The organism is Amycolatopsis cihanbeyliensis (genome assembly GCF_006715045.1).
Taxonomy (GTDB): Bacteria; Actinomycetota; Actinomycetes; order Mycobacteriales; family Pseudonocardiaceae; genus Amycolatopsis; species Amycolatopsis cihanbeyliensis.
In genome coordinates, this window is record NZ_VFML01000001.1 from 5,311,298 (window position 1) to 5,335,829 (window position 24,532).

Consider the following 24,532-nt stretch of genomic DNA (forward strand, 5'->3'; position numbering starts at 1 on the left):
GTCGGTTCATCGGTCTGCCCGCTGTTCGTCCGGTTTGGGAAGGTCGTCAAGCAACGTGTCCAGTACACGCCCTTGGAAGACGTCGAGCAACAGGCACTCATCCCGGTGGGCCAGATCGGACTGGGCGAGCTTGCCCAGCAGCTTCAGCCCGGCCACCCGCTTCGCTGGGGATTCGTCCAGGGCGAGTTCGGCGGCCCAGATAAACCGTCGCCACCACTCCTCGCGACGTGCGGCGAGGTCGCGCTGCTCGGTGGCGCGGTCATTGCCCCGGACGGCGTGCCGGACCCCGAAGAGGGCGCCGCCAGCGGTGAGTAGCCCGACCAGCAGAGACAGCCCGGCCTGCAGCCACGGGTTCATGATCACCTTCCGTAGTCAAGTTGAGGCCAACGGCAGATCGTAGCGAGACCCAGTGGTAGCTGAGACCGTAGGTGTATCCGAGACGGTCCCGAGCTATTTTTCGTAGCTCCTGATCAAGGAGCTGTGGTCGCCAAGTCCGGCATGACTGACGCGCCGGGTCGCACGCATGATCCGAGCATCGGGCCTGGTGGCATCGAAGGGCCGCTCTCATGTGAGCTAGCGCTATAACGCGCGCGATGACGCATCGATCAAGCACGTGTCGTGTCGGTCCAGTACGCGGGATTACGGCCGTAGTCGGGGGTAGTGAACGCGCGGTCCCAGGAGGCGTCAGGGGCGAGAAGCTCTTGCCAAGGCGCGATTTCGATGTAGAGCACGCGCATCGAGTTGAGCGAGGCAAAGTGCAGATCGGGACCGTCGGTGGACACCGCGTCATCCGGGACAGCGACCTCGAAGTTGTGGGCAAGCCCGGCGCGGGCGGTGGCCTCGACGCACACGTTGGTTTGCAGGCCCGCCACGATCAGCCTGGACACGGCGAGGTTACGCAACAGCGGCTCGAGCTCGGTGTAATCGAAGAAGCTGGCCCGGGTCTTATCCAAGACAACGTCCCCGGCCTGCGGAGCGACCGGGTCCATGATCTGGCGTTTCCACTCCTGCTGTTCAGCAGATATGCGAGGCAAACGATCAGCGCGGTACTGCATAAGTCGCGCAAAACGCGGGTTGTCCCCCATCGGTCCAGCGGCGCTGCCGACCGACCGGGAGTAGATCACCGGAACCTGACCGTCCCGCGCGGCGGTCAGCAACTCGCCGCAGGCCGCGATCGTCTGGTCCAACCGCCAGATCGGGGGCCAGCCGAGCGCGTCCCGGACCCCGTCCTCGGCAAGGTACCCATTCTGCATGTCGATCATCAACAACGCCGTAGCCGGCATCCCTCGGCCCCTTTCCTATTGCACCGGTAGCAACGGCGCGAGACGGGCGCCTCGGGCTACCCCCGCCGCACTCCGAGTGCAGGCGTCGGCCCAGGTTCTCAGGCCGTTGCATCCATTGATACGTACAACCACCCCGGCATTACCAGATGTCGCCCCGCTATCCGGCCGTCAGCGGAATCCGAGTCAGCCACTGACATGACTACCGGGAGCCATAGCGCTGCCAACCCGATCACACCGACGATGCTCCGCAAGGCAGTTGGATAACCTGCTCGGCACGCTCGGCGGCCTCCAGTAATGCTGCTCGCGGTCCACGGCGGTGTCGGTTCCGGTGTCGGCTGGGACCACTACCACGCTGAGGCCCTCTAGCAGCTGTTCCTGCCCTACCTCCTAAGCGCCACCGCTGACTGTGCCAGCCGACCGACACTAGCGGCGCCGGCACAGGTCGGTGAGGAGATGGGCCGTGAGCTGCGCGAGCTGGCCGCGGCCGGGTTGATTATCCTCGGCCGCCACGGCGCACCACTGACCAGATACGAATGAACCCCTATGACTGCCGGAACCGACAGACGGACGGCCCGTTCGAAATCACCCGTGGCAGCGGCCAGGGCTGGGTGATTGCCACCGCCGGCGCCTTCATCGTGGTACCACCGATGGTGCTCCGCTGCAGTGACTATCACGCTGCTGTCGATGGTGCGGGACTGTGCTGTTGTCGGATCTGGTGTGTGAGTGTGCGTGCTCGGCGTGAGCCGATGCTGAGGTTGCGGCGTAGGGCATCGGCGGAGATGGGGCGTTGGTGTATGCGCCTGTGTTCGGCGTCGAGTCGGAAGGCTTCGTTCGCCAATGGGTCGCTGAGTGCTTTCTGCCCGCCGTTGTACAGGCCGTTGTCATTGGTTGTGGGTCCGGGCTTGCTGCTGGGCTGGATGGGGAGAGCTGATACTTCCTCGTCTGGGCTGCTGTTCCAGGTTGCTGGGTGTTGCTGCGGTTCGATCGTGGGCTTCTTGTTCTCGGGTTGGTGGTCGTGCCGGCGTTTGAGCGCGTGGTTAAGGAGTTCGACGGCCAGTAGTAGTGCCAGTGGTGGGGTGGCGGCCACGGCAATGGCGAGGGGGTTGAGGTGGGGTGCTGAGGCGATGTTGGCGCATAGCGACAGCGCGATCCCGAGGCTGAAGGCGAGCCAGGCTTTCCATGGACTGGTGGTGTCGCGACGGGATTTCCACAGCTCAATGGTGGCCGTGGTGAGGAGGCCGTCGACGATAAGGGGCCAGAGGGTCGCGGTGGTTTGGTCGGCGCCAAAACGCAGGGCAAAGTCGTGTCCGTGCTGGTAGGAGACGTACGCCGCGCCTACGGCGACGAGAAGTGTGCAGGCGCATTGCAGATGCAACGCTCGGTCAGGACGGGGGCTGGAGGTGACCGCTGGGGTGGTCATCAGCCCTCACCTGCCTGACGCCGGTCCGGTTGTTGGGTGTTTCGGATGGTGAGGCCGTGTTCGCGTAGCCGACGGCGAATAGTGACGGCGTCGACGCCCATGCGCTGACCGATGCGCGGTGGAGTCCACCCCTGGTGGTACAGCTGAACTGCCTCGGTAACTTGTTCGGGGGTGAGGCCGCGTCGGCGCATGGGTACGTGGTGGCGGCGCAGGATCCGGCAGACGGTGTTGCGGCCGATCTTGAACTGCTCTGCCAGCTCGTAGACGGTTGAGCCGGACAGGTAGCCGGCGATCAGTTGCTGGATGTGGGCGTCGTCGAGGTGCCGGGCGCGGCCCGGCCGTGGTCGCTTCGGTGTCGGCTGGGGTGGCGTGTCCAGGTCAGGCAGCTTTCGGCGCAGTGTTTCCAGTGCGCTGACCTGGTCTTTCGGGTTGTAATAAGCTCCCCCAAGGTCCACCGAACCCTGTCATTGTGCGAGCCGCTCCTTCCGCGGCCGTTTCCGCTGGTGAAGCGGGGACGGCCGGCTCGTCCACGCCGTCAGTGCCGATCTTCTCGGCCTCCAGGTACGTGCGTCTTGCGATACTCGCCCGCTGGCGGCGTCATAGTCGTTACTTCCAGTAACATGTAATCGATGGCGCCGTCGACCACGGGAGCTATGCGGTATGCGTCTGTCCGCGTTCCGAAACGGCAAGCACGTCTTCAACGTGGTCGACCGCGGTCCGGTAGACGGCGAGATCGTCGTTCTGCTTCATGGGTTCCCGCAGACCTCGACCTCGTGGGCTACCGTCGTGAGCGAGCTGCACCGCGAGGGTTTCCGTACGCTCACACCGGATCAGCGTGGTTACTCCCCCCGGGCCCGGCCTCGAGGGCGGTGGGCCTACCGGAACAGCGCCCTTGTCGAGGACGTCGTCGCGCTGCTCACCGAAGTCGGCAGGCCGGTACACCTCGTCGGCCACGACTGGGGCGCGGCGGTCGCGTGGTCGCTGGCCGCGGCCAGGCCCGACCTGGTGCGCACACTCACCACGGTGTCCGTGCCACATCCTGGCGCGTTCCTGCGGTCGATGCTCACCAGCAACCAGGCAGCCCGATCCTGGTACATGTTCGTCTTCCAGATCCCCGTGCTACCGGAACTCATCCTACGCCGCAGCGCACGGCTGACCTCCGCGGTGTTCAGCCGTGCCGGAATGACACCCTCCCAGACCGCGGTCTCCCGCCGAGAGGTCATCGACACGGAAGCGCTGACCGGTGCGCTGAACTGGTACCGCGGCATGCCGTTCGCCTCCCCGCCGGCCTGCGCCGGAAGGTCGGCGTACCGACCGTCCACATCTGGAGCGACCAGGACGCCGCCCTGAACCGGCGCGGAGCCGAGCTCACCCGGCACTGGGTGACCGGCGACTTCGAACTCGTCGTACTGCCCGGGGTCAGCCACTGGGTGCCGGAAGAAGCGCCGAACGCGATCACCGACGCGGTCGTGCGACTCGCCAGAGGCAACCCCGCGAGCACCGGTCCCACCGCTCGATCGGCGGATCGGCGGGTTCCGGGGCGGCCGTGACGACGACGGCGGCGGCGGTGCTGCGCGCCCGTCCTACCCGGTCGGTCAGGTGCCGATGTAGGCCGCGAGGTGCTCGCCGGTGAGGGTGGGACGGGTGGTGACGAGGTCGGTGGGTGTGCCCTCGAAGACGATCCGGCCGCCGTCGTGGCCCGCTCCGGGGCCGAGGTCGATGATCCAGTCGGCATGCGCCATGACGGCCTGGTGGTGCTCGATGACGATCACCGACTTGCCGGAGTCGACGAGCCGGTCGAGCAGCGCGAGCAGGTGTTCCACATCGGCAAGGTGCAGGCCGGTGGTGGGTTCGTCGAGCACGTAGACGCCGCCCTTGTCGCCCATGTGGGTGGCCAGTTTGAGGCGCTGCCGCTCACCCCCGGAGAGGGTGGTGAGTGGCTGGCCGATGGTGAGGTATCCCAGTCCGACGTCGGTGAGCCGGTCGAGGATCCTGTGTGCGGCGGGGTTGCGTGCCTCGCCGGTGCCGAAGAACTCCTCCGCCTCGGATACCGACATCGCGAGCACCTCGCTGATGTCGCGGCCGGCGAGGTGGTGGTCCAGTACCGCGGCCTGGAAGCGTTTCCCCTCGCATTCCTCGCAGGTGGTGGCGATGCCGGCCATCATGGCCAGATCGGTGTAAAGGACGCCGGCGCCGTTGCAGGCCGGGCAGGCGCCCTCGGAGTTGGCGCTGAACAGGGCCGGTTTCACGCCGTTGGCCTTGGCGAAGGCCTTGCGGATGGGGTCCAGCAGTCCGGTGTAGGTGGCCGGGTTGCTGCGTCGCGAGCCCTTGATCGCTGTCTGGTCGACCGCCACCACACCCGACGAGGCGGGGACGGACCCGTGGATCAGTGAGCTCTTGCCGGAGCCAGCGACGCCGGTGACCACGCACAGCACCCCGAGGGGGATGTCGACGTCGACATCCTGGAGGTTGTTGGCGGTGGCGCCGCGGATCTCCAGCGTGCCGGTGGGGGCGCGCACCGTGTCCTTGAGCGAGGCCCGGTCGTCGAGATGCCGTCCGGTGACGGTGCCGCTGGCCCGTAGCCCCTCGACGGTGCCCTCGAAACAGACGGTGCCGCCCGCAGTACCGGCACCGGGGCCGAGGTCGACGACGTGGTCGGCGAACGCGATCGTCTCCGGCTTGTGCTCCACGACCAGCACCGTGTTGCCCTTGTCCCGCAGCCGCAGCAGCAGGTTGTTCATCCGCTGGATGTCGTGCGGGTGCAGGCCGATGGTGGGTTCGTCGAAGACGTAGGTGACGTCGGTCAGCGAGGAGCCGAGGTGGCGGATCATCTTGGTGCGCTGCGCCTCGCCGCCCGAGAGCGTGCCCGAGGGTCGGTCCAGCGAGAGGTAGCCCAGCCCGATCTCCACGAACGACTCGAGCGTGTGTCGCAGCGTGCCCAGCAGCGGCGCCACCGACGGCGCGTCCAGACCACGCACCCAGTCGGCGAGGTCGCTGATCTGCATCGCGCAGGCGTCGGCGATGTTGATCCCCTCGATCTTCGACGACCGCGCCGCCTCACTCAGCCGGGTGCCTTCGCAGCCGGGACAGGAGGTGAAGGTGACCGCCCGCTCCACGAACGCCCGGATGTGCGGCTGCATCGCCTCCCTGTCCTTGGACAGCATCGACTTCTGGATCGTCGGGATCAACCCCGCATACGTCAGGTTGACTCCGTCGACCTTGATCTTGGTCGCCTCCCGGTGGAGCAGGTCGTGCATCTCCTTCTTGGTGTACTTGCGGATCGGCTTGTCCGGATCGAAAAAGCCGCAGCCGCGGAAGATCCGGCCGTACCAGCCCTCCATGCTGTAACCGGGGATCGTGAGCGCACCCTCGTTGAGCGACTTGGAGTCGTCGTAGAGCTGGGTGAGGTCGATGTCGGAGACAGCGCCCCGACCCTCGCAACGCGGACACATACCGCCGGTGACGCTGAAGCTGCGCCGTTCCTTCACCGTCTTCCCGCCACGCTCGAGGGTGACCGCGCCCGCCCCGCTGATCGAGGCCACGTTGAAGGAAAACGCCTGGGGCGAACCGATGTGCGGCCGCCCGAGCCGGCTGAAGAGGATGCGCAGCATCGCGTTGGCATCGGTGGCGGTGCCGACAGTGGAACGGGGGTCGGCACCCATCCGCTGCTGGTCGACGATGATCGCGGTGGTCAACCCGTCCAGTACGTCGACATCGGGCCGCGCCAGCGTCGGCATGAAGCCCTGCACGAACGCGCTGTACGTCTCGTTGATCATCCGTTGCGACTCGGCCGCGATGGTGCTGAACACCAGCGAGCTCTTGCCCGAGCCGGAGACGCCGGTGAACACCGTCAGCCTGCGCTTCGGGATCTCGACGTCGACGTCGGAGAGGTTGTTCTCGCGCGCGCCGTGCACGCGGATCAGGTCGTGACTGTCGGCGACGTGCGCCACGGGCGACCGCGTGTCCGCCGTCTTCCTGGCCATGCTCAGCGGACCTCGAAGATACGGATCATGTTGCCCGCGGGATCGCGAAAGGCGCAGTCGCGCACGCCGTAGGGCTGATCGGTCGGCTCCTGGACGACCTCGACGTCGCCGGCCTGCAGCCGCTCGAAGGTGCCGTCGAGGTCGGCGGTGGCCAGGTTGATGCCCGCGTAGGTTCCCTTGGCCATCATCTCGCCGATGGTGCGGCGCTCGTCCTCGGTGATGCCGGGGTCGACGCCGGGTGGTGTCAGGACGATGGACATGTCCGGCTGGTTGGCGGGGCCGACGGTGATCCAGTGCAGCCCGCCGTACTCGACGTCGTTGCGGACCTCGAAACCGAGGGCGTCGCGGTAGAAGGCCAGGGAGGCGTCCGGGTCGTCGTGCGGGAGGAAGGCGTGGTGAATGGTGATGTCCATGGCGGTCACTCTAAGTGCGCTTCGAGGCCGACGCTTCTCGATTCCTGATCGGTCTGGTCACCTGTTTGGCCACGCACGGCGGCATTCCCGCCGTCGCGCGTGCCGACTGGCGCTGGTAGGCGCTGGGCGGCATACCCACCAGTTCGGTGAAGCGACTGCTGAAGGTGCCCAGCGAGGAGCAGCCGACCGCGAAACAGGCCTCGGTGACGTTGAGATCGCCGCGGCGCAGCAGTGTCATCGCGCGCTCGATGCGCCGGGTCATCAGGTAGCTGTACGGCGACTCGCCGTAGGCGCCGCGGAACTGGCGGCTGAGATGCCCCGCCGACATGTTCACGCCGCGGGCGAGCGCCTCGACGTCCAACGGTTTGGCGTACTCCCGGTCGATCCGGTCGCGAACGCGGCGCAACCGTGCGAGGTCGCTCAGTCGCTGCGCCGCGGCGGGCTTGCTGGTCACCTCGTGATCGTGCCACATCCGGCCGGGCGCGCAGCGGAATGAGCGCGCCCCACCTCGCCACCTCGCCGCCTCTCAGGGTGAGGGGAGGAGGGCTGTGGCGGTGGCGGTGATTGTGGACAGTGCGGTGGCGACCACCGGGTGGTCATGGCGGCCGCGCCGGGTCGCGGCGAGGATGCGGCGGGCGGGGGCGGGTTCGCCGCGCAGCGGGATGCGTACGACGGGCCACTCGTGCAGCCGGGCGAGCCGGGGCACGAGGATGATGCCGAAGCCGTGGGCCACCAAGGCTGTTCCGGTGTCCCACTCGTCGGCGTAGTGGGCGATGTTCGGGGTGAAGCCTGCCGCCATGCACGCGTTCAGTACCAGGTGGTGATAGGTGCTCCCCGGGCGGCCGAGGATCCACGGCTCGTTGGCGGCGTCGGCGAGGGTGACGAGGGGCTGGTGGGTCAGGTGGTGCTGGTCGGCTACGACCAGGTCCAGCGGGTCGTCGAGTAGCGGTTGCTGCGCGAAGCGTTCGTCTGCCGTGGGTGGTGTGCCTGCGGTACTGATCACCAGGGCGAGGTCGGCGTCTCCGGCCAGCAGCAGGTCGAAGCAGCGCGTGGGTTCGGCTTCGATCACCCGGACACGTACGTGGGGATAGCGGTCCCGAAGTGCGGCGGCCGCCGCGGGCAGCAGGTGGGTCGCGGCAGTGGAAAAGCCGCACAGCGTGAACGGGCCGCTGGGTTCGTCGCTCGCCGCGGCGAGCTCGGCGTAGGCGCGTTCGGCCTGGGCCCGCAGTACCTCGGCATAGCGCAGCACGGTGCGGGCCGCGGTGGTGAGTTGGATACCGCGGCCGGCTTGGGCCACCAGTTCGACGCCGAGTTCGTCGGCGAGCTGACGCAGCCGGTAGGACACCGCCGACGGGGTGTAATGCAGCGCCGCCGCCGCGGCGGTGACCGTGCCGTGGTGCGCGACCGCCTGCAGCACCGTGAGCTTGGAGTCGAGCATGCGGATATTTTGCACGATCTACTCGAGAAACGTTTGATTCTGTTCATGGTTCGGGGGCGCCAGGCTGTGTGGCGTGATGTTGAGGAAGCGTTCTGGCGCACCTGCCGTGCGCACGGGGATCTACGTCGTGGTCGTGCTCACCGCCGGGGCCTACCTGCCGAGCCCCCTGTACCCGGGCTATCAGGGGGCCATCGGGTTCAGCGACCTGACCATGACCGTCATCTACGCGACGTTCGCGCTGGTCAGCGCGCCGGCGCTGCTGCTGTGCGGGTCCGCGTCGGATGCGCTGGGTCCCCGGACGGTCCTGCGAGCCGCCGTCGTGGCCGCCGCGGTCGGCACCGCTTGCTTCGCTGTCGCCTCCGGGACGATGTGGCTCGTGGTCGGGCGGGCCGCGCAAGGGATCGCGCTGGGTGCGGCCACCGGAGCGGCGAGTGCGCTGATCGGTCAGCACGCGGGTGGGTCGAAAGGGGGCGGCGGGACCGTGCCGGCCAGCACGGCATTCGTGGCAGGCACCGCCATCGGTCCGATCGCCGGTGGCCTGCTGGCGCAGTACGCGCCGGCGCCGCTGGTGCTGCCGTTCGTCCTGCACCTGGTGCTGCTGTGGTTCGGGTGGCGAGCTGTCTCGGCCCTGCCCGCGCCGTCCGCGCCGCGGGCACGGCGATGGATCCCCACCCGCCCCCGCGTTCCGGCCGGTGCCCGACCGCTGTTCGCCACCGCCGCGCTGACCGGGTTTCTCGCCTGGGCGGTGGCCGGTCTCTTCCTCTCGGTCATCCCGGCGCTGCTCGACCGGGCGGCGCACACCAACCTCGCCGTCACCGGCGGTGTGCTGGGTGCCGTGTTGGTGTGTTCCGTGCTGGCGCAACCCGTCGTGCCTCGGGTCGGTCCCCGGTATGCGCAGCTTGCCGGGCTGGCGGCGCTGTCGGGCAGCGTCGTGGTGCTGGCACTGAGCCTCGGCGGTCGGCCGTCGCTGACCCTGCTCGCGGCGGTGATCGCCGGCGCGGGGCACGGGCTCGCCTACGGTGGTGCCGTCGCGGCCATGGAGCGCGGCACCCCACCGGACCGGCGCGGTGCCGTCACCGGTGCGCTGTATCTCGCCTTCTATCTCGGTGCCGGATGCCCGGCCATCGCCATCGGTCTGATCACGCTCGGACATTCCCTGATGACGGCGACCTTGTGTGTCACCGCCGCTGTCGCCGTGCTCGTGCCGCTGAACGCCGCGGCCGTGGTCTCGGTTCGGCCCGCTGAGCGGCCGTGTCCCCGGCGTTCCGGCTGATACCGTGCACTCGATCGCCGCCGCGGCCGCGCGAGCCGCCGCCCGGACCCGGCCCATGAGGAGTACCCGATGGCAGTGGACCATGGCCTGCTGGCCCCCGCCTGGGCCGCGACCGGCTCCGCCGACCTGGTCGACGACCTCGCGGTGTTGCGCGCCATGGTCGAGGTCGAGGTGGCCCTCGCCCGGGCGCAGGCCGAGCTCGGCGTGGTCCCCGGATCGGCGGTGCGGGCCATCGAGGCGGCCGCCGGTGCGGACACGTTCGACCTTCCGGCGCTGGCCGAGGGGGTGCGGGACACCGCCAACCCCGTGGTGGCCTTCGTCGGCCAGTTCACCGCCGCGGTGGCGGAGGTGGACGCCGAAGCGGCCGAGTACGTGCACCGGGGCAGCACCAGCCAGGACATCCTGGACACCGCGCTGATGCTGGTCTGCCGGTCCGTGCTGGAGCGGGTCGGCGCGGACCTCGAGGACTGCGCGGCCTCCCTCGCCGGGCTCGCCCGGAGACACCGGGACACCCCGATGGTGGCCCGCACGCTGACGCAGCACGCCGTCCCCACGACCTTCGGCCTCAAGGCGGCCGGATGGCTCAGCGGGGTCCTCGCGGCCGGTGAGCGGGTCGACGCCGCGCGGCGATCGTTGCCGGTCTCTCTCGGCGGCGCGGGCGGCACCCTCGCCGCCTACGAGCAGTATGCGGTCCTCCATGGCGTACCGGGCAGCACGGTCGCCCTGCCGGGGGCACTGGCGCGGCGGCTCGGGCTGGCCGAACCCACGCTCCCCTGGCACGGCATGCGCGCACCGCTCGCCGATGTCGCGGCGGCGCTGTCCGTGGTCACCGGCACGCTCGGCAAGCTGGCCGCGGACGTGCTTGTGCTCGGCAGGACCGAGGTCGGGGAGGTAGCCGAACCGACCGAGCCCGGCCGGGGTGCCTCCTCGGCGATGCCGCAGAAGCGCAACCCCGTGTTCGCCACGCTCATCACCACCGCCGCGCGCCAGCTACCGCCGCTGGCGCAGGTGCTGTTCCAGTCCATGTCGGCCGAGGACGAGCGGTCCGCGGGCGGCTGGCACGCCGAGTGGCAGCCCCTGCGCGAGGCCCTGCGCAGCACCGCCGGAGCGTCCCGCAACGCCGCCCTGCTGCTGGACGGCCTGCGGGTGTTCCCGGAGCGGATGGCCGCCAACCTGTCCGCGACCGGCGGGGCGGTGGTGTCCGAACGCCTGAGCGCGGTGCTGGCAGGCAGGATCGGCAAGGGCCCCGCCAAGCGGCTGCTCACCGAGGCCACCGCCGCGGACGGCCCGCTCGCCGAGGCCGTGGCCGCCCATCCCGCCCTTGCCGGGCACGAGCTGCCCGCCGAGGAGGTGGCCGCGCTGCTCGATCCGACGGGATACCCCGGGATCGCGGCGGAGCTGGTGGACCGGGCGCTCGCCGGGTACCGGAGCCGGACGCCGCCCGCGGGCGGGTGAATTCAAGGCGCGCTCGATTACCGGCTGCTATTCTGGCCGAGAAGCACAGGGATTACTTCATGGAGGATCGTGCTGATGGCCGGACTTGTCGCCAAGAAAATGGGCATTAAGGAAGGCGCGCGCGCATTTTTCATGAACGCGCCCGCCGAGGCGATCGAGGCGGTTGATCCACCCGAAATCTCGGTGGGGTCGAGCCTGGAAGGCGAGTTCGACTACATTCACCTTTTCGTGAAGAGTCAGGCGGAGCTCGACGACCTCTTTCCCAGGCTCAAGCCGCACCTGGCGCCGAAGGGATCCCTGTGGGTCTCCTGGCCGAAGGGCAGGAAACTGGGGACCGATCTCAACCTCAAGATCGTCATCAACATCTGCTACAACCACGGCCTCGCCGAGAGCAAGTGCCTGAGCGTGGACTCGACGTGGACCGCGTTGAAGTTCACCCACCCCATCAAGGGCAAGGTCTACAACAACAGCTACGGGACGTTGAAGCTCGATCCCTGAGGGCGCCCCGGTAGTGGCGGCCCAACGCCCGCACGGCAGCCATCGCCGTGCGGGCGTAGTCGTGTGTGCCCGAATGTCGGCGGGTCACGGGTTGATGCCGACGATGTGAGAAATTCATAAAAACCGAATTCAAGGTTATCGCGAGCGTGGGTCCAGTCAAATCGGGCACGATCGTCATTGACCGAAACAGGGGGACTTGTCGGCAAGGGCACGCCGTGGCGTCACTTTTCTTTCGGTGCCGCCGCACTCGGTTGTGCATGCAGTTTTCTTCTTGCCTCGAAGGGTGGATAAATGGTGACGACCACGTACGAGCTCACGCACCTGGGGATGCTCGAAGCGGAAGCGGTCCACATCTTCCGGGAGGTCGCCGCGACCTTCGAGAAGCCGGCGTTGCTGTTCTCCGGTGGCAAGGACTCCGTGGTGATGCTGCATCTCGCGGCCAAGGCGTTCTGGCCGGGACCGCTGCCGTTCCCCGTGATGCACGTCGACACCGGCCACAACTTCGACGAGGTGATCGAGTTTCGCGATCGCGCCGTCGAGCGGTACGGCATCCGGCTGGTCGTCAGCAGCGTGCAGGAGGACATCGACGCCGGTCGGGTGGTCGAGGAGACCGGACCGCGGGCCAGCCGCAACCGGCTGCAGACCACCGCGCTGCTGCGGGGCATCGCGCAGCACGGGTTCACCGCCGTGTTCGGGGGTGCCCGGCGGGACGAGGAGAAGGCGCGGGCGAAGGAGCGGGTGTTCAGCTTCCGCGACGAGTTCGGCCAGTGGGATCCGCGTAGCCAGCGCCCCGAGTTGTGGAACCTGTTCAACGGCAGGCACCGCAAGGGGGAGCACATCAGGGTGTTCCCGCTTTCCAACTGGACCGAGCTGGATGTCTGGCAGTACATCCGGGACGAGGGGATCGAGCTGCCGTCCATCTACTACGCGCACCGCCGCCCGGTGATCCACCGGGACGGGATGCTGCTGGCGCACACCGGATTCCTCACCCTGCTGGACGGCGAGGAACCGACCGAGACGCTGGTTCGCTTCCGCACCGTCGGGGACGCCACCTGCACCGGGTGCGTGGAGTCGGGCGCGGCGACGCCGGACGAGGTGGTCGCCGAGATCGCGGCGACCAGGGTCACCGAGCGCGGCGCGACCCGCGCGGACGACCGGATTTCCGAAGCGGGTATGGAAGACCGCAAGAAGGAGGGCTACTTCTGATGGGACCGCTAGTCCGGATAGCCACGGCGGGCAGTGTCGACGACGGCAAGTCCACGCTCATCGGCAGGCTTCTCTTCGACTCCAAGTCGATCCTCACCGACCAGCTGGCCGCGGTGGAGCGCACCAGCGCGGAACGCAACGAGGAGACCCCGAACCTCGCCCTGCTGACCGACGGCCTGCGGGCGGAACGCGAGCAGGGCATCACCATCGACGTGGCGTACCGCTATTTCGCCACGCCCAGGCGCAAGTTCATCATCGCCGACACCCCCGGCCACCTGCAGTACACCCGGAACATGGTGACCGGGGCTTCCACGGCCGACCTGGCGTTGATCCTGGTCGACGCGCGCAAGGGCGTGCTCGAACAGTCCCGGCGGCACGCGTTCATCTCGTCCCTGCTGGGGTTGACACACCTCGTGGTGTGCGTCAACAAGATGGATCTCGTCGACTGGTCGCGGGAGCGTTTCGAGGAGATCCGCGAGGAGTTCCGCCGGTTCGCGATGAAGCTCGAGATCCCCGACCTCACCTTCATCCCGATGTCCGCGCTGAACGGGGACAACGTGGTGAACCGGAGCGCGGAGATGCCGTGGTACGAGGGCACGTCGCTGCTGCAACACCTGGAGCGGGTGCACGTCGCATCCGACCAGAACCTGATCGACGTCCGGCTCCCCGTGCAGTACGTGATCCGGGCCGACCAGGACTTCCGCGGGTACTCCGGCAGCATGTCCGGTGGGGTGCTGAAGACCGGCGACGAGGTCGCGGTGCTGCCCGCCGGGTTCACCTCGCGCGTCACGGCCATCTGGGGTCCCGGCGGTTCCGCGGTCGCGGAGGCCTTCCCACCCCAGGCGGTGACCGTCGAACTGGCCGACCATGTGGACGTGGGCCGGGGTGACCTGATCTGCCGGCCGGGCAACCGCCCGCACACCGGGCAGGACATCGACGCGATGGTGTGTTGGCTGACCGAGCAGTCCGCGTTGAGCCCGGGTGCCAGGTATGCCGTCCAGCACACCTCCCGTCTCGTCCGGGGCTCCGTGCGCGAGCTGGACTACCGGCTCGACATCAACACCCTGCACCGGGACGAGTCGGCTTCCTCGCTGTCGCTCAACGAGATCGGTCGTATCCGGCTGCGCACCCAGTCGCCGCTGCTGTTCGACCCCTACCGGCGCAACCGTGACACCGGCTGCTTCGTGCTGATCGACGAGGCCACGAACAACACGGTGGCGGCCGGAATGATCATCGGTCCGCGCGTGACGCACGCGAACGTGGCGTGGCACGCGACCGCGGTCACCCGTGAGCAACGCGCGACCAGGGGGCTGACGCTGTGGCTGACCGGCCTGTCCGGCTCCGGTAAGTCGACCGTGGCGGTCGAGCTGGAGCGGCGGCTGGTCGCCTCCGGTCGCCCCGCCTACGTGCTCGACGGGGACAACCTCCGACACGGCTTGAACGCCGATCTCGGCTTCGACCCCGCCGACCGCGCCGAGAACGTTCGCAGGGTCGGCGCGGTGGCGCGGCTTTTCGCCGACGCGGGCAACATCGCGATCGTGTCGTCGATCAGCCCGTACGCGGCGGACCGCGACCAGGTACGGGCGGCACACGAGGAGGCCGGAATCTCCTTTGTGGAGATATTCGTGGACACCCCGCTCGCGGTCTGCGAAGCCCGCGATCCCAAGGGGTTGTACGCGAAGGCGCGCGCGGGCGCGATCCGGGACCTCACCGGGGTGGACGCGCCGTACGAGGCGCCCGCCCGGCCGGAGCTGGTGCTGCGGCATTCCGCGGGCGATCCGGCGGCGCTGGCCGCCTCCGTACTGGCTTATCTCGACGAGTGACCGGCAGGAGGTGGCATCCGTGTATCACGATTTGCAGATCAACCGGCTCAGAGCCCTGATGACCGTGGTCGACCTCGGTGGCTTCCGCAGGGCCGCGGAGGCGCTGCACGTCACGCAGCCCGCGGTCAGCCAGCAGATCCGGCAGCTGGGCGGCCTCATCAAGGGCCCGATCTTCCTCTCCACCGGACGCGAGTTGCAGTTGAGCTCGCGGGGCGAGGAACTGCTCGGGTACGCCCGGCGCATCGTCGCGTTGAACGACGAGGCGGTGGATCGGTTCGTGCCGCCTGCGGGGACGATCCGGCTGTCCATCGGGGTCGGCGACCAGCTTGCCGAGACCCTCCCGGACATCCTCGCCATGCTGGCGAAGGGGGTACCGAACGCGCAGGTCAGCGTGCGTACCGGGATGAGCGAGTCACTCGAGGCCCAGGTGGTCGCCGGGCGGCTCGATCTCGCGCTGCTGCTGCAGCACCGCTCGCAGGTGGGCACCGCGATGAGCCACGAACTCGGGCGCATGCGGATGGACTGGTTCGGCCAACCCTCCTACGGGGACGGTGCCGAGCTGCCGCTCACCCTGTTCACCGAGCCGTGCTCGCTGCGCAGTCGCATCCTCGAGACCTTCGACGCCTCCGACCTGCCGTGGCGGGTCGGGTACGAGGGTGCCGAGCTGGTCGGCCTGCGCGCGGCTACCAAGGCCGGCCTGGGGGTGACCTGCCTGGTGGCCAACGGCGACGAGCTGTGGGGCCTGCCCCGCACGAAGCTCGAGCTGCCCGAACCGCCGGGGCCGTTGCCGGTGACCATGGCGCTGTCGGCCGGTGCCTCGGCACCGGGCTTCGTCCGGGTCGCCAAGCGGGCGTTGCAGAACGCGTTGCATGGCTACCCGTTCGCCGACTGACCGGCCGCCGTCGCGGGGCGGGAACGTGCGAGACGTTCCCGCCCCGCGGCCGTCACGCCGCGGAAGCGGGTGCCACCTGGGCCGCCCACTGGGCGAGCGCCCCGGCCAGCACGGTGCGGGCCTGACGGAACTCCGCGGCCGCGAGATGCTCGGCCGGGGTGTGATCCAGGGACGCGTCCCCGGGGCCGTAGGCGATCATCGGCACGCCCCGCCACGTGGTGGCCAGCGTGTTCATATCGCTGCTGCCCTTCTTGGCGAGGAAACGCGGCGTGACACCGGCTTCCCGGAAGGCACGGGAGAACGCCCGCACCAGCGGGCTGGTCCGCGAGGTCGCGTATCCCGGCGTGGCGCGCAGCACCTCGACCCGCATCGGCGCGGCCGCCGCGGTCACCACGGCGGCCAGCTCGTGCACATCGGTCGAGTGTGGCACGCGGACGTCGAGCACCGCCTCACCGATCTGCTCGTCCCCGCCGTTGCGCGCGTCGATACCGAGCACGGCCGGCATGGCCTCCTGGCTGGCCGCCGCGATCTCCGTTCGCACCCGGTGCACGACGTCCACCAGCTCGTCGGCCGCGGTGGACACGCCGTTGCCTGCCGTGTGGCCCACCGGAGCGCGGACCGAGAGCCGAACCTTGAGCAGGCCGTTGTAGCTGATGGTCAGGGCACCGGCACCGGAAGGCTCGCCGATGATCACGGCGTCCGCGGGATAGTTGTCCCTGGCGAAGAACGCGCCCGCGGCGGTCATCTCCTCCTCCACCGCGCCGACGACGCGCACCTGCGCCCACGGCGGCACGTCCAGCTCGGCCAAGGTCTCGAGGAAGGTGACCAGGCTGCCCTTGGCGTCCACGCAACCACGGCCGGAGAGGGTGTCCCCCTCCCACCGCGCGGGCCACCGGTGCGGCACGGTGTCCAGGTGTCCCAGCATGAGCAACCGGTGCGGCCCGCCGCCGCGCACCGCGACCAGGTTCCCTGCGAGGTCGATCTCGGCGTCGATGCCGTGTTCGGTACACCAGTCCACCAGGTAGTCGGCGAGTTCGCGCTCGTCACCGGACACCGAGGAGATCTCCACCGAGCGGGAGAGGAACTCCACGTCCGGTGCGGGCGGCACGGCACGCCAGAAGCGGGTCCCGGACGCCGGTGCCAGGACGTGCGGGCCGGTGATCGCGACATCGGCCGCGCCGGTCAGCGCGATCTCCGCGGCCCGCACCTTGTGCCGCATCCGGCCCCGCGCGTACCGCGCGCCGGTACCGGCGAGCAGGTGTGCCTGCCGCGAGGTGGGGTCCGCCGGATCGGCCAGCAGCCCCGGCGTGCCGGTGACCAGCCGCAGATGGTCGGCGTCCAGCGCGTTCGCCAGCTCGGCCGCGAGTACGTCGGCGTCGACGTTCAGCGCCGAGCCACCCGCGGCACACGCCACCGGCGGTGACACGCATACCACATCGAAGGCTTCCAGCAACGCGAGCAGCCTGTTGGTATCCACATCGGACACCAGACCGGCCCGGTGGTCGCGGACCAGCAGGGTCCGGCCGTCGCGCACGGCACGCAGTGGCGGGTTGGCGGTGCCACACACCAGTGCCGCCTCCGCCGCCACCGCGGTATGCGCGGTGAGTCCACGCGCGGACAGCGCGCGCCGCACGCGCGGCAGGGTCACCTGTTCATAGGCCGAGACGATGAACGGCATCTCCTCCGGCGGGCAGTAGCGGATCTCGTCGCCGCCACGCAGGTGCAGGGTGCGCATGGTACGGCCGATATCGGCGTAGTGCTCGGCGATTCCGGCCGCGCCGCCCGCGACGAGCAGCACGCGCGCGCCACGCTGGTAGATCGCGGCCAGCTCGTCGAACACGTTGCCGTGCCGCAGCGAGGCGCTGCCGACCTTGACCACGTACAACGCCGCCTTGCGCGTGCTGGCGACATGCCCGAGTAAAGACATTTAACCCTCCCAGTTCAGCCTATTCCGCGCGTGTTGCCGCCGTCGGCGAGGAAGACCGTGCCGGTGACGTAGGCGGCCTGTTCACTGGCGAGAAAGGTAGCGAGCGCGCCGAAGTCCGCGATGTCCCCGATCCGCCCGAGCGGGATCCGGTTGGCGACCTTGGCGAGTTCGTCCTCCACGGTCTCGCCGAACTGCTCGTCCAGGATCGGTGTGCGGTGGAAGCCGGGCGCGAGCACGTTCACCGTGACCCCGTTCGGGCCGAGGGCGTGCACCAGCCCCTTCATGTGTCCGAGCAGGCCCAGCCTGGCGACCGAGGACAGCCCGCTCTCCGGGTGCGGCTGGCGGATCGCCTCGGAGGCGATCATCAGCATCCGCCCCCAGCCACGGGCCCTCAGCAACGGGGTCGCGGCGAGGGTGATGGCCACATGCGGCAGCAGGTTCGCGTCGATCGCCTCGCGGTAGTCGGCGACGGTGAAGCTGTCGATCGGTCCGAACGGGACGCCGCCGCTGTTGGTCACCACCACGTCGAGCTCGCCGAAGGTCTCCGCGGTCTGCTGGACCCACCCCGCCGCCGCGTTCTCGTCGCGGATGTCCACCGCGACGCTGAGTACGTCGCCGGGACCCATCGCGTTCACCTCGGCGTGCGCCCTGGCCAGCCGGAGCTGATCCCGGCCGCAGATCGAGACGTGGGCGCCTTCCGCGGCGAAGGCCTTCGCGGTGGCCAGCCCGAGCCCGCTGCTCGATGCGGCGACCAGCGCGACACGGTCCTTCAGTCCGAGTTCCATCTAACCCTCCTTGGCGTTCGGCAGGAGCCGGTACCCGTAGCGAGCGAGCATCGGCAGGGCGGTCATGGTCGCGGCGGCGATCCGTGGCGCGGGCAGTTGCGTGCGCCAGCGCTCGTCCGGGCGGATCCGGGTGTCCCCCTTGGCCAGCCGGTCGGGGTTGCCGGTCACGGTGTGGTTCGCCCCGAGGTTGACCCGGCCGGATTCCCCGACCGGGGGGTCGTCGGCCAGCCCGGCGAATCGCAGCACCTCGGTGAGCACCTCCCGCGGTGCCCGGCACAGGTCCTCGTGCCGGACGCGCAGGTAGCGGTCGGGCGCGGCCCGCCCGATGAGCTCCGAAGCCAGGTTGAAGGCGGTCCAGTACCCGCTGCTGCGGCTCGGGCTCATCGGGTCGATGTAGTCCTTGGCGCGGGCGTAGGACAGCGCGGTCGCGCGCGCGTCGCGCACCATGTGCAGCACGCGGACGTCCAGATCGGAACGGCCGAGCAGCGCCGCGGCCTCGGCGGGGTACTTCGAACCGTCCACGATCAGCCGTTCCCCGCCGTGCCCGGCGAGCAGCCGGTAGATCTCGGCCGTGCGCCCGACCGCCTCGTCCACCTCGGGCGCCCGCGGGGCCTTGCCGAGCGACTCGGCAAGGCGCCGCCTGGTGTGCCGGGTGCGCAGCAGCGCCCGCTGCTGGCCGACCATGGCGCGAGCCGCGGCGGGCTCCGCCGTGCCGTTGGCCGCCAGGACCGCCGACCAGATATCGCAGGCGCGCAGGTCCCGGCCGCAACCGCAGGTGGAGTTGGTGCCGAGGTTCAGTACACCGTTACGCCACAAGTAATGCAGCTCGCCGACGTGCAGCACACCCGGCAGCTCGCCGAGGACGTTGCCGAGTAAGGTGCTGCCGCTGCGCATCCAACCGGTGACGTAGAGGACGCGTGGCCTGCTCATCGCCCGGCCGCCCAGGAGAGGGTCATCAGGTGCTGCGGCAGGTGCACCGCCAGGCCGATGCGCGTGCAGGCCTCCAGCCGGTCACCCTCCGCACCGGACCGCGTGGCGATATGCGCGACATTCGGCAGCAGTAGCGTGAACGCCGCGCGGAAGTCCCCGAGCAGCAGGCGGTCCCGCGCGATCATCCGGGTGCGGGACACCGTGATACCCGCGACCTGAAGCCGTTCCAGCAGCCCGGCCCGCACCATCTCCCAGTAGGTGAACGGGTGCGCGACGATGCCGTCGCAGGAACCACCGGTCTCCTCGACCTCGGCGGCGGCCCGGGTCACCGCGGCCTCGAGGCCGAGCGGGGAGTTGGTGTGGCGGGTGCCGGGAAGGTTCAGCAGCCCGGTGATCGCGCCGTCGGCGGTGCCGTGCAGCAACGACTGGTTCTCCACCACCGACAACCGCACGAGCAACCGGAAGTCGATGTACTGCGTCAGCAACTCCGGCCAGTCGAGCAGGCCGAACGGCAGCGGGACGGTGGCCGTGATGTCGGTGAGCGTGGCCCGCTCCAGCCGCGGCGCGAAGTGCGCCTCCGGGGTCGTGCCGTAGGACGTGCCGGAGGCGCCCAGCTCGCCCTTCGGCGGCTCGTGCACGTAGGAGGCGTGCTCGCCGGTGACCGGTGCCGTCTTCAACAGATGGCGCACCGGGTACCGGGGCCGGGAGGCGAAGAGCGGGAACGCCGCCGGCAGGTGGGTGTCGAACGGCACGACCAGGTCGCGCCGCGCCCGCGCGTCGCCCACCGCGGTGGCGAATTCCTCGCCGGGTGTGCGCTCGACGGACTTGAGTTCGGTCAAGGCCGCGGTTCCTCGCATTGCCCCTCCAGAAGACGGAAGTGAGTATGAACCTGTTTCTCGAGTTTAATCTTCGGGCATCGATTTCCGCCGCATCCTGGTGACAAGTGCTGCTTATATAGGGCGAGGCCGCTGATGATGGCAGGCCGATAAGTCCCCCGGTGTGGTTCGAACACCGCTCTTTATTGGATATTTTCACATTTTGGGGATAAATTTGTCCTGTCTTGCCGGAACAGCAGATCACTACTGAGGGGTCGAGCTCATGCAGAAGATCACGTACGCCGCCGAGTGCCCGGAGTGCGCGTCCGCGGTGACCATCGAAGCCGAGGTCCGGGTCAGCGAGATCATCGAGTGCACGGACTGCCGGAGCGAGCTGGAGATCGTCTCGACGGAGCCGCCGGAGCTCGCGCTGGCGCCCGAGGTCGAAGACGACTGGGGCGAGTAACAAAAGGACGTCATGACATGGATTCGGTAACCCCTCGTCTCGGCATTCTCGCCTCGCGGGTTCGGTACGAGGAAAAAAGTATCATGGCCGCATTGGAGCGACGCGGTGCCGAGTTCGAGTATCTGGATCCTCGGTCATTGTCCGTCGTCGGTGCTGCGCCAAGGGAAGCGCCCTCGTTCGTGTTCAACCGCGAGATCGGGCATTTCCGTGCCTACTATGCGGCCAGCGCGCTGGAATCCGCGGGGGTGACGGTGCTGAACACCGCCGCCGCCACCCGCGTGACCGGGGACAAGTGGCACACCTCGGCGGCCCTGCTCGGTGCCGGGCTGCCGACGCCGGCCACCGCGCTGGCGATGACACCGGATGCGGCGCTCAAGGCGCTGGAGGAGATCGGCTATCCGGCCGTCATCAAACCGTTGGTCGGCTCGTGGGGCCGGCTGGTGACCAGGGTGACCGACCGGGCGATGGCCTCGGCCGTGCTCGAGTACGTCGCGGCACTGCCTTCCCCGCAGTCACATGTCGTATACCTGCAGGAACTGGTACCCAAGGCCGATCGCGATATCCGGGTGGTCGTCGTGGGTGGCACCGCGATCGGCGCGATGCACCGCCGTGGCGCGGAATGGCGCACCAACGTGGCGCGCGGCGCGGTGAGCGAACACTGCCCGCTCAGCCGGTCGCACGCCGAGTTGGCGGTGTCCGCCGCGGCCGCGGTCGGTGCCGATATCGCGGGTGTCGATCTGATCGAGGACGAGGAAGGACGTGTCACCGTGCTTGAGGTCAACGGCCAGGTGGAGTTCCGCGGTTTCCAGGAGGCCGAGGGGTCCAGGGTGGACGTGGGCGACTCCATCGCGGCCCTGCTGATCGCGAGGGCAGCCGCATGATCCGCGTCGCGGTCGTCGGTGCCGCCGGCTACATCGGGGGTGAACTGCTCCGCATTCTCGTCTCCCACCCGCAGGTGGAGATCGCGGCCGCCACCTCGCGCTCGCTGCACGGGCGGCAGATCGACGGGGTGCATCCGAACCTGCGGGGCAGGACGAAGCTGGTCTTCAGCCCGGAGGACGAGCTCGATCGCTACGACGTGCTGTTCCTGGCGACCCCGCACCGGGAAACGATGTCCCGGATGCCGGAGTTCCTCGCCATGGCGGGCACGGTGATCGACCTTTCCGGTGACTTCCGGTTGCGCGACCCGGATGCCTTCGCGGACTACTACGGGCTCGCGCACCAGGCCCCCGACCTGCTGCCCACCTTCGTGACCGGGCTGCCCGAGCTGCATCGGGAGCGGCTGCGCACGGCCGACCGGATCAGCGTGCCGGGATGCATGGCGAGTGCCGGAATGCTGTCCCTCGTCCCGCTGGCCGAGGCCGGGCTGATCACCGGCGAGGTCGCGGTGGACGCCCGCACGGGCTCCAGCGGTTCGGGTGCGAAGGCCGGGGTGGAGAACCTGCACGCCGAGCGCAGTGGCGCACTGCGGGTGTTCGCGCCGACCCGGCACCGGCACGAGGCGGAGATCGCGCAGGCCACCGGCCTGCCGATCCGCATGACGGCGACCGGGATCGAGGCGGTGCGCGGCGTCCAGCTGGTCTGCCGGGCGTGGCTCGGCGATGGCGTGGACGAGCGGAGCATCCGGTCCACCTACCGCGGGCGGTACGGCGAGGAGCCGTTCGTCCGGGTGGTGGCCCAGCGACGCGGTATGCATCGCTTCCCGGACGCGAAGATCCTTTCCGGCTCCAACTTCTGCGATGTCGGGTTCGCGCTGGAGCGGGGTTCTCCGCAGGTCACGGTCATCGCCGCGCTGGACAACCTGGTCAAGGGCGGGGCCGGGAACGCGGTGCAATGCATGAACGTCCGATTCGGCCTTTCCGAACGGGCCGGGCTGGAGTTCACCGGCCTGCACCCGAACTGACCCACCGAGGGTGGTTGCAGGTCACCGCATTGGCGACGCGCATCGCGGACCTGAACAACCCGACCGTGGAACAAGACACCGAAAGGAAACGGAGCCATGAGCAGCAGCACCTGCACGCTGCCGAGCAGTACCCACGCCGATCTGGCCCCGGTCACCCATCGGATCCGCGAACACATCGTCAACATGTGTGCGGGCCCGGAGGGTGGCCACGTGGGTGGCTCGATGTCACTGGTCGAGATCCTCGCGACCCTGTACTTCCGCGTGATGCTCGTCGACCCTCGCCTTCCCGGACTTCCGGAGCGGGACATCCTGCTGCTCAGCAAGGGACACGGCGGGATCGGGCTGTACGCGACCCTGTGCGAGGCCGGTTTCTTCCCCGAGCGGGAGCTCGCCGACTACGGGCGGCAGGGGAGCCACTTCATGGCCCACCCGCACCCCGAGGTCCCCGGGGTGGAGATGCCGTCGGGTTCGCTCGGGCACGGCCTCGCGATCGGGATCGGCTGCGCGCTCGCGGCCAGGCTGGACGAGGTGCCGCGGCGGGCGTTCGTCGTCCTCGGCGACGGCGAGTTGCAGGAGGGCTCGGTGTGGGAGGCCGCGGCGGTCGCCTCCGCCCAGCGCCTCGACCGGCTGGTCGCCATCGTCGATCGCAACCGGCTGCAGATCACCGGTGAGACCGGCGAGGTGTGCGACCTCGAGCCACTGGCGGATCGGTGGCGCGCCTTCGGGTGGCGGGTTCGCGAGGTGGACGGGCACGACGTCGAGGAACTGACCGAGGTGCTGAGCGCACCGCCGGAACCGGGAACACCGACCGTCGTCATCGCGCACACGGTCAAGGGGAAGGGCCTGCCCTTCGTCGAGGGGCAGACCCGCAGCCACTACGCCCGGCTGGGGGAGCGGCAGCACCGCCAGGCGCTGGCCGCGCTGCGTGCCTCGGTACGGAAGGTGCGCCGATGACGACCACGCTGCCCCCTTCCTCCAGGGACGTCTATCGCGACATCGTCACCGAGTCGCTGCCCGCCGACGAACGGCTGGTCTGCCTGGACAGCGACACCGGCCTGTTCAGCGGGGTCGACTGGGGCGCGGCCGCCGACCGGTACGTGAACATCGGCATCGCCGAGCACACCATGATGGGTGCCGCCGCGGGCCTGGCCAAGCAGGGGCGGGTTCCGTTCGTGAACACGATGGCCGCGTTCGCCGCCTCCCGCGCGGTGGAGGCCGTCAAGATCGACATCGCGCTGAACAACCTCCCGGTGCGCATCGCGGCGACCCATTCCGGCGTGTCCGCGGGTCATCTCGGCCCCACCCACCACGCGCTGGAGGACCTGGCCGCGATGCGCGCGCTGCCGAACATGACCGTCGTCGTCCCCGCCGACGCGGCGTCCGCGGGCGAGCTGATCCGGCAGGCGATCGCGCTGCCCGGACCCGCCTACCTCCGGCTCGGCCGCAACGCCACCCCCGACCTGCCCGCGGGACCGCCGATCGAGCTGGGCAAGGCCCAGGTGCTGCGGGAGGGCGCCGACATCACGCTGGCCGCCTGCGGCGCGTACCCGGTGCTGGCCGCGCTGGAAGCCGCGGAACTGCTGCGACAGGAGGGGATCGAGGCCGGGGTGTTGCACGTACACACGGTCAAGCCACTGGACACGGCCGCCCTCGCGGCCGCGGCGAGCCTGACCGGGATCGTGCTCACCGTCGAGGAGCACTGGCACGCCGGTGGTTTCGGCTCGGCCGTCGCGGAGAGCCTCACCGGGCTGCTGCCGGTCATGGTGCACAGGGTGGCGATGCCGGACGCGTTCGTCCCCGTCTCCGGTGGGCAGCGGTACCTGCTCGAACGGGCCGGGATCACCGGCCCGGCCGTGGCCGATCGCGCCCGGTCGGCCCTGGAGGGTTATTCAGAACGACCCAGCGACCGCGGGCCGGCAGACCCGTGGTCACCGCGGCGCGCAGCGCCACCGATGGGGTGGCGGTGGGCGACGGGCGGGAGGTCGTTGCAGTTCAAGCATTTGTGACAGGCACTACGGGCCT

General features: G+C 69.4%; 25 protein-coding genes. 13 read left to right on the top strand and 12 right to left on the bottom strand.

The window, feature by feature from the left end; all coding sequences use genetic code 11:
* Nucleotides 1–6: 6 nt before the first annotated feature.
* The 4 genes from FB471_RS24355 to FB471_RS24370 all read right to left on the bottom strand — a co-directional run bounded on the left by FB471_RS24355 (nt 7) and on the right by FB471_RS24370 (nt 3,158).
* Nucleotides 7–357, bottom strand: coding sequence for a hypothetical protein (locus tag FB471_RS24355; protein ID WP_246076558.1), 351 nt, complete (start codon nt 355–357; stop codon nt 7–9).
* Nucleotides 358–605: 248 nt separating this feature from the next.
* On the bottom strand, nt 606–1,262 hold the full coding sequence (locus FB471_RS24360; protein ID WP_246076559.1) for a cysteine hydrolase family protein: 657 nt from the start codon (nt 1,260–1,262) through the stop codon (nt 606–608).
* Nucleotides 1,263–1,953: 691 nt separating this feature from the next.
* Nucleotides 1,954–2,703, bottom strand: a complete 750-nt coding sequence (locus tag FB471_RS24365; protein ID WP_142000683.1) for a DUF2637 domain-containing protein — start codon at nt 2,701–2,703, stop codon at nt 1,954–1,956.
* On the bottom strand, nt 2,703–3,158 hold the full coding sequence (locus tag FB471_RS24370; RefSeq protein ID WP_142000684.1) for a helix-turn-helix domain-containing protein: 456 nt from the start codon (nt 3,156–3,158) through the stop codon (nt 2,703–2,705). The genes FB471_RS24365 and FB471_RS24370 overlap by 1 nt, the downstream gene beginning before the upstream one ends.
* A gap of 331 nt (nt 3,159–3,489) precedes the next feature.
* Here FB471_RS24370 and FB471_RS35305 point away from each other — a divergent pair, with 331 nt between their 5' ends.
* Nucleotides 3,490–4,053, top strand: a complete 564-nt coding sequence (locus FB471_RS35305) for an alpha/beta fold hydrolase (RefSeq protein ID WP_246076560.1) — start codon at nt 3,490–3,492, stop codon at nt 4,051–4,053.
* Nucleotides 4,054–4,085: 32 nt separating this feature from the next.
* The gene (locus FB471_RS35310) at nt 4,086–4,253 is read left to right on the top strand and encodes a hypothetical protein (protein ID WP_246076561.1); all 168 of its coding nucleotides are present in this window, start codon (nt 4,086–4,088) and stop codon (nt 4,251–4,253) included.
* A 45-nt stretch (nt 4,254–4,298) separates the two neighbouring features.
* Here the strand turns inward: FB471_RS35310 and FB471_RS24380 are convergent, their stop codons facing one another.
* The 4 genes from FB471_RS24380 to FB471_RS24395 form a co-directional block, all read right to left on the bottom strand.
* Nucleotides 4,299–6,686 carry an ATP-binding cassette domain-containing protein gene (locus tag FB471_RS24380; RefSeq protein ID WP_142000685.1) on the bottom strand — a complete coding sequence of 796 codons (2,388 nt, stop codon included), beginning with the start codon at nt 6,684–6,686 and terminating at the stop codon, nt 4,299–4,301.
* A 2-nt stretch (nt 6,687–6,688) separates the two neighbouring features.
* Nucleotides 6,689–7,099 carry a VOC family protein gene (locus FB471_RS24385; protein WP_211358124.1) on the bottom strand — a complete coding sequence of 137 codons (411 nt, stop codon included), beginning with the start codon at nt 7,097–7,099 and terminating at the stop codon, nt 6,689–6,691.
* A 10-nt stretch (nt 7,100–7,109) separates the two neighbouring features.
* Nucleotides 7,110–7,553 (bottom strand): helix-turn-helix transcriptional regulator, encoded by a 444-nt coding sequence (locus FB471_RS24390; RefSeq protein ID WP_142000687.1) that lies wholly within the window; start codon nt 7,551–7,553, stop codon nt 7,110–7,112.
* A 72-nt stretch (nt 7,554–7,625) separates the two neighbouring features.
* Nucleotides 7,626–8,537 (bottom strand): LysR family transcriptional regulator, encoded by a 912-nt coding sequence (locus FB471_RS24395; RefSeq protein WP_142000688.1) that lies wholly within the window; start codon nt 8,535–8,537, stop codon nt 7,626–7,628.
* A gap of 106 nt (nt 8,538–8,643) precedes the next feature.
* Between FB471_RS24395 and FB471_RS24400 the strand changes: the two genes are divergently transcribed.
* From FB471_RS24400 to FB471_RS24425, 6 genes are all read left to right on the top strand, one after another.
* A complete protein-coding gene (locus tag FB471_RS24400; RefSeq protein ID WP_246076562.1) occupies nt 8,644–9,810 on the top strand; it encodes an MFS transporter in 1,167 nt (388 codons plus the stop codon).
* A 69-nt stretch (nt 9,811–9,879) separates the two neighbouring features.
* Complete coding sequence (pcaB, locus tag FB471_RS24405; protein WP_142000689.1) at nt 9,880–11,265, top strand: 3-carboxy-cis,cis-muconate cycloisomerase; 1,386 nt, start codon at nt 9,880–9,882, stop codon at nt 11,263–11,265.
* A 69-nt stretch (nt 11,266–11,334) separates the two neighbouring features.
* Complete coding sequence (locus FB471_RS24410) at nt 11,335–11,763, top strand: hypothetical protein (protein ID WP_211358125.1); 429 nt, start codon at nt 11,335–11,337, stop codon at nt 11,761–11,763.
* Nucleotides 11,764–12,054: 291 nt separating this feature from the next.
* On the top strand, nt 12,055–12,969 hold the full coding sequence (gene cysD, locus FB471_RS24415) for a sulfate adenylyltransferase subunit CysD (protein ID WP_142000690.1): 915 nt from the start codon (nt 12,055–12,057) through the stop codon (nt 12,967–12,969).
* Nucleotides 12,969–14,792 carry an adenylyl-sulfate kinase gene (gene cysC / locus FB471_RS24420; protein WP_142000691.1) on the top strand — a complete coding sequence of 608 codons (1,824 nt, stop codon included), beginning with the start codon at nt 12,969–12,971 and terminating at the stop codon, nt 14,790–14,792. Before cysD ends, cysC begins: the two co-directional genes overlap by 1 nt.
* A 19-nt stretch (nt 14,793–14,811) precedes the next feature.
* Nucleotides 14,812–15,684: a LysR substrate-binding domain-containing protein gene (locus FB471_RS24425; RefSeq protein ID WP_142000692.1), complete on the top strand. Its 873-nt coding sequence runs from the start codon at nt 14,812–14,814 to the stop codon at nt 15,682–15,684.
* Between the two features lie 52 nt (nt 15,685–15,736).
* Here FB471_RS24425 and FB471_RS24430 read toward each other — a convergent pair whose 3' ends face one another.
* From FB471_RS24430 to FB471_RS24445, 4 genes are read right to left on the bottom strand one after another with little or no spacing between them, the layout of a single operon-like run.
* A complete protein-coding gene (locus FB471_RS24430) occupies nt 15,737–17,611 on the bottom strand; it encodes a M20/M25/M40 family metallo-hydrolase (RefSeq protein WP_142000693.1) in 1,875 nt (624 codons plus the stop codon).
* A 14-nt stretch (nt 17,612–17,625) separates the two neighbouring features.
* Nucleotides 17,626–18,396 (bottom strand): SDR family NAD(P)-dependent oxidoreductase, encoded by a 771-nt coding sequence (locus FB471_RS24435; RefSeq protein ID WP_142000694.1) that lies wholly within the window; start codon nt 18,394–18,396, stop codon nt 17,626–17,628.
* Complete coding sequence (locus tag FB471_RS24440) at nt 18,397–19,326, bottom strand: sulfotransferase (RefSeq protein WP_142000695.1); 930 nt, start codon at nt 19,324–19,326, stop codon at nt 18,397–18,399.
* On the bottom strand, nt 19,323–20,165 hold the full coding sequence (locus tag FB471_RS24445; RefSeq protein ID WP_211358126.1) for a family 3 encapsulin nanocompartment shell protein: 843 nt from the start codon (nt 20,163–20,165) through the stop codon (nt 19,323–19,325). Before FB471_RS24445 ends, FB471_RS24440 begins: the two co-directional genes overlap by 4 nt.
* A 259-nt stretch (nt 20,166–20,424) precedes the next feature.
* Between FB471_RS24445 and FB471_RS24450 the strand changes: the two genes are divergently transcribed.
* The 5 genes from FB471_RS24450 to FB471_RS24470 all read left to right on the top strand — a co-directional run bounded on the left by FB471_RS24450 (nt 20,425) and on the right by FB471_RS24470 (nt 24,516).
* Entirely contained in the window at nt 20,425–20,607 is a 183-nt protein-coding gene (locus tag FB471_RS24450) for a lysine biosynthesis protein LysW (RefSeq protein WP_142000696.1), read from the top strand.
* Nucleotides 20,608–20,624: 17 nt separating this feature from the next.
* A complete protein-coding gene (locus FB471_RS24455) occupies nt 20,625–21,488 on the top strand; it encodes a RimK family alpha-L-glutamate ligase (RefSeq protein WP_142000697.1) in 864 nt (287 codons plus the stop codon).
* Nucleotides 21,485–22,510, top strand: a complete 1,026-nt coding sequence (gene argC / locus FB471_RS24460; RefSeq protein ID WP_142000698.1) for an N-acetyl-gamma-glutamyl-phosphate reductase — start codon at nt 21,485–21,487, stop codon at nt 22,508–22,510. Before FB471_RS24455 ends, argC begins: the two co-directional genes overlap by 4 nt.
* Before the next feature lie 96 nt (nt 22,511–22,606).
* On the top strand, nt 22,607–23,464 hold the full coding sequence (locus FB471_RS24465; RefSeq protein ID WP_142000699.1) for a transketolase: 858 nt from the start codon (nt 22,607–22,609) through the stop codon (nt 23,462–23,464).
* Entirely contained in the window at nt 23,461–24,516 is a 1,056-nt protein-coding gene (locus FB471_RS24470) for a transketolase family protein (RefSeq protein WP_142000700.1), read from the top strand. The genes FB471_RS24465 and FB471_RS24470 overlap by 4 nt, the downstream gene beginning before the upstream one ends.
* Nucleotides 24,517–24,532: the final 16 nt, after the last annotated feature.

Bases quoted from the DNA above. Each gene is read 5' to 3' on its own strand.
- FB471_RS24355 (WP_246076558.1), bottom strand. From the start codon at position 357: ATGAACCCGTGGCTGCAGGCCGGGCTGTCTCTGCTGGTCGGGCTACTC.
- FB471_RS24360 (WP_246076559.1), bottom strand. From the start codon at position 1,262: ATGATCGACATGCAGAATGGGTACCTTGCCGAGGACGGGGTCCGGGAC.
- FB471_RS24365 (WP_142000683.1), bottom strand. From the start codon at position 2,703: ATGACCACCCCAGCGGTCACCTCCAGCCCCCGTCCTGACCGAGCGTTG.
- FB471_RS24380 (WP_142000685.1), bottom strand. From the start codon at position 6,686: ATGGCCAGGAAGACGGCGGACACGCGGTCGCCCGTGGCGCACGTCGCC.
- FB471_RS24385 (WP_211358124.1), bottom strand. From the start codon at position 7,099: ATGGACATCACCATTCACCACGCCTTCCTCCCGCACGACGACCCGGAC.
- FB471_RS24395 (WP_142000688.1), bottom strand. From the start codon at position 8,537: ATGCTCGACTCCAAGCTCACGGTGCTGCAGGCGGTCGCGCACCACGGC.
- pcaB (WP_142000689.1), top strand. From the start codon at position 9,880: ATGGCAGTGGACCATGGCCTGCTGGCCCCCGCCTGGGCCGCGACCGGC.
- cysD (WP_142000690.1), top strand. From the start codon at position 12,055: ATGGTGACGACCACGTACGAGCTCACGCACCTGGGGATGCTCGAAGCG.
- cysC (WP_142000691.1), top strand. From the start codon at position 12,969: ATGGGACCGCTAGTCCGGATAGCCACGGCGGGCAGTGTCGACGACGGC.
- FB471_RS24430 (WP_142000693.1), bottom strand. From the start codon at position 17,611: ATGTCTTTACTCGGGCATGTCGCCAGCACGCGCAAGGCGGCGTTGTAC.
- FB471_RS24435 (WP_142000694.1), bottom strand. From the start codon at position 18,396: ATGGAACTCGGACTGAAGGACCGTGTCGCGCTGGTCGCCGCATCGAGC.
- FB471_RS24440 (WP_142000695.1), bottom strand. From the start codon at position 19,326: ATGAGCAGGCCACGCGTCCTCTACGTCACCGGTTGGATGCGCAGCGGC.
- FB471_RS24450 (WP_142000696.1), top strand. From the start codon at position 20,425: ATGCAGAAGATCACGTACGCCGCCGAGTGCCCGGAGTGCGCGTCCGCG.
- FB471_RS24455 (WP_142000697.1), top strand. From the start codon at position 20,625: ATGGATTCGGTAACCCCTCGTCTCGGCATTCTCGCCTCGCGGGTTCGG.
- argC (WP_142000698.1), top strand. From the start codon at position 21,485: ATGATCCGCGTCGCGGTCGTCGGTGCCGCCGGCTACATCGGGGGTGAA.
- FB471_RS24465 (WP_142000699.1), top strand. From the start codon at position 22,607: ATGAGCAGCAGCACCTGCACGCTGCCGAGCAGTACCCACGCCGATCTG.
- FB471_RS24470 (WP_142000700.1), top strand. From the start codon at position 23,461: ATGACGACCACGCTGCCCCCTTCCTCCAGGGACGTCTATCGCGACATC.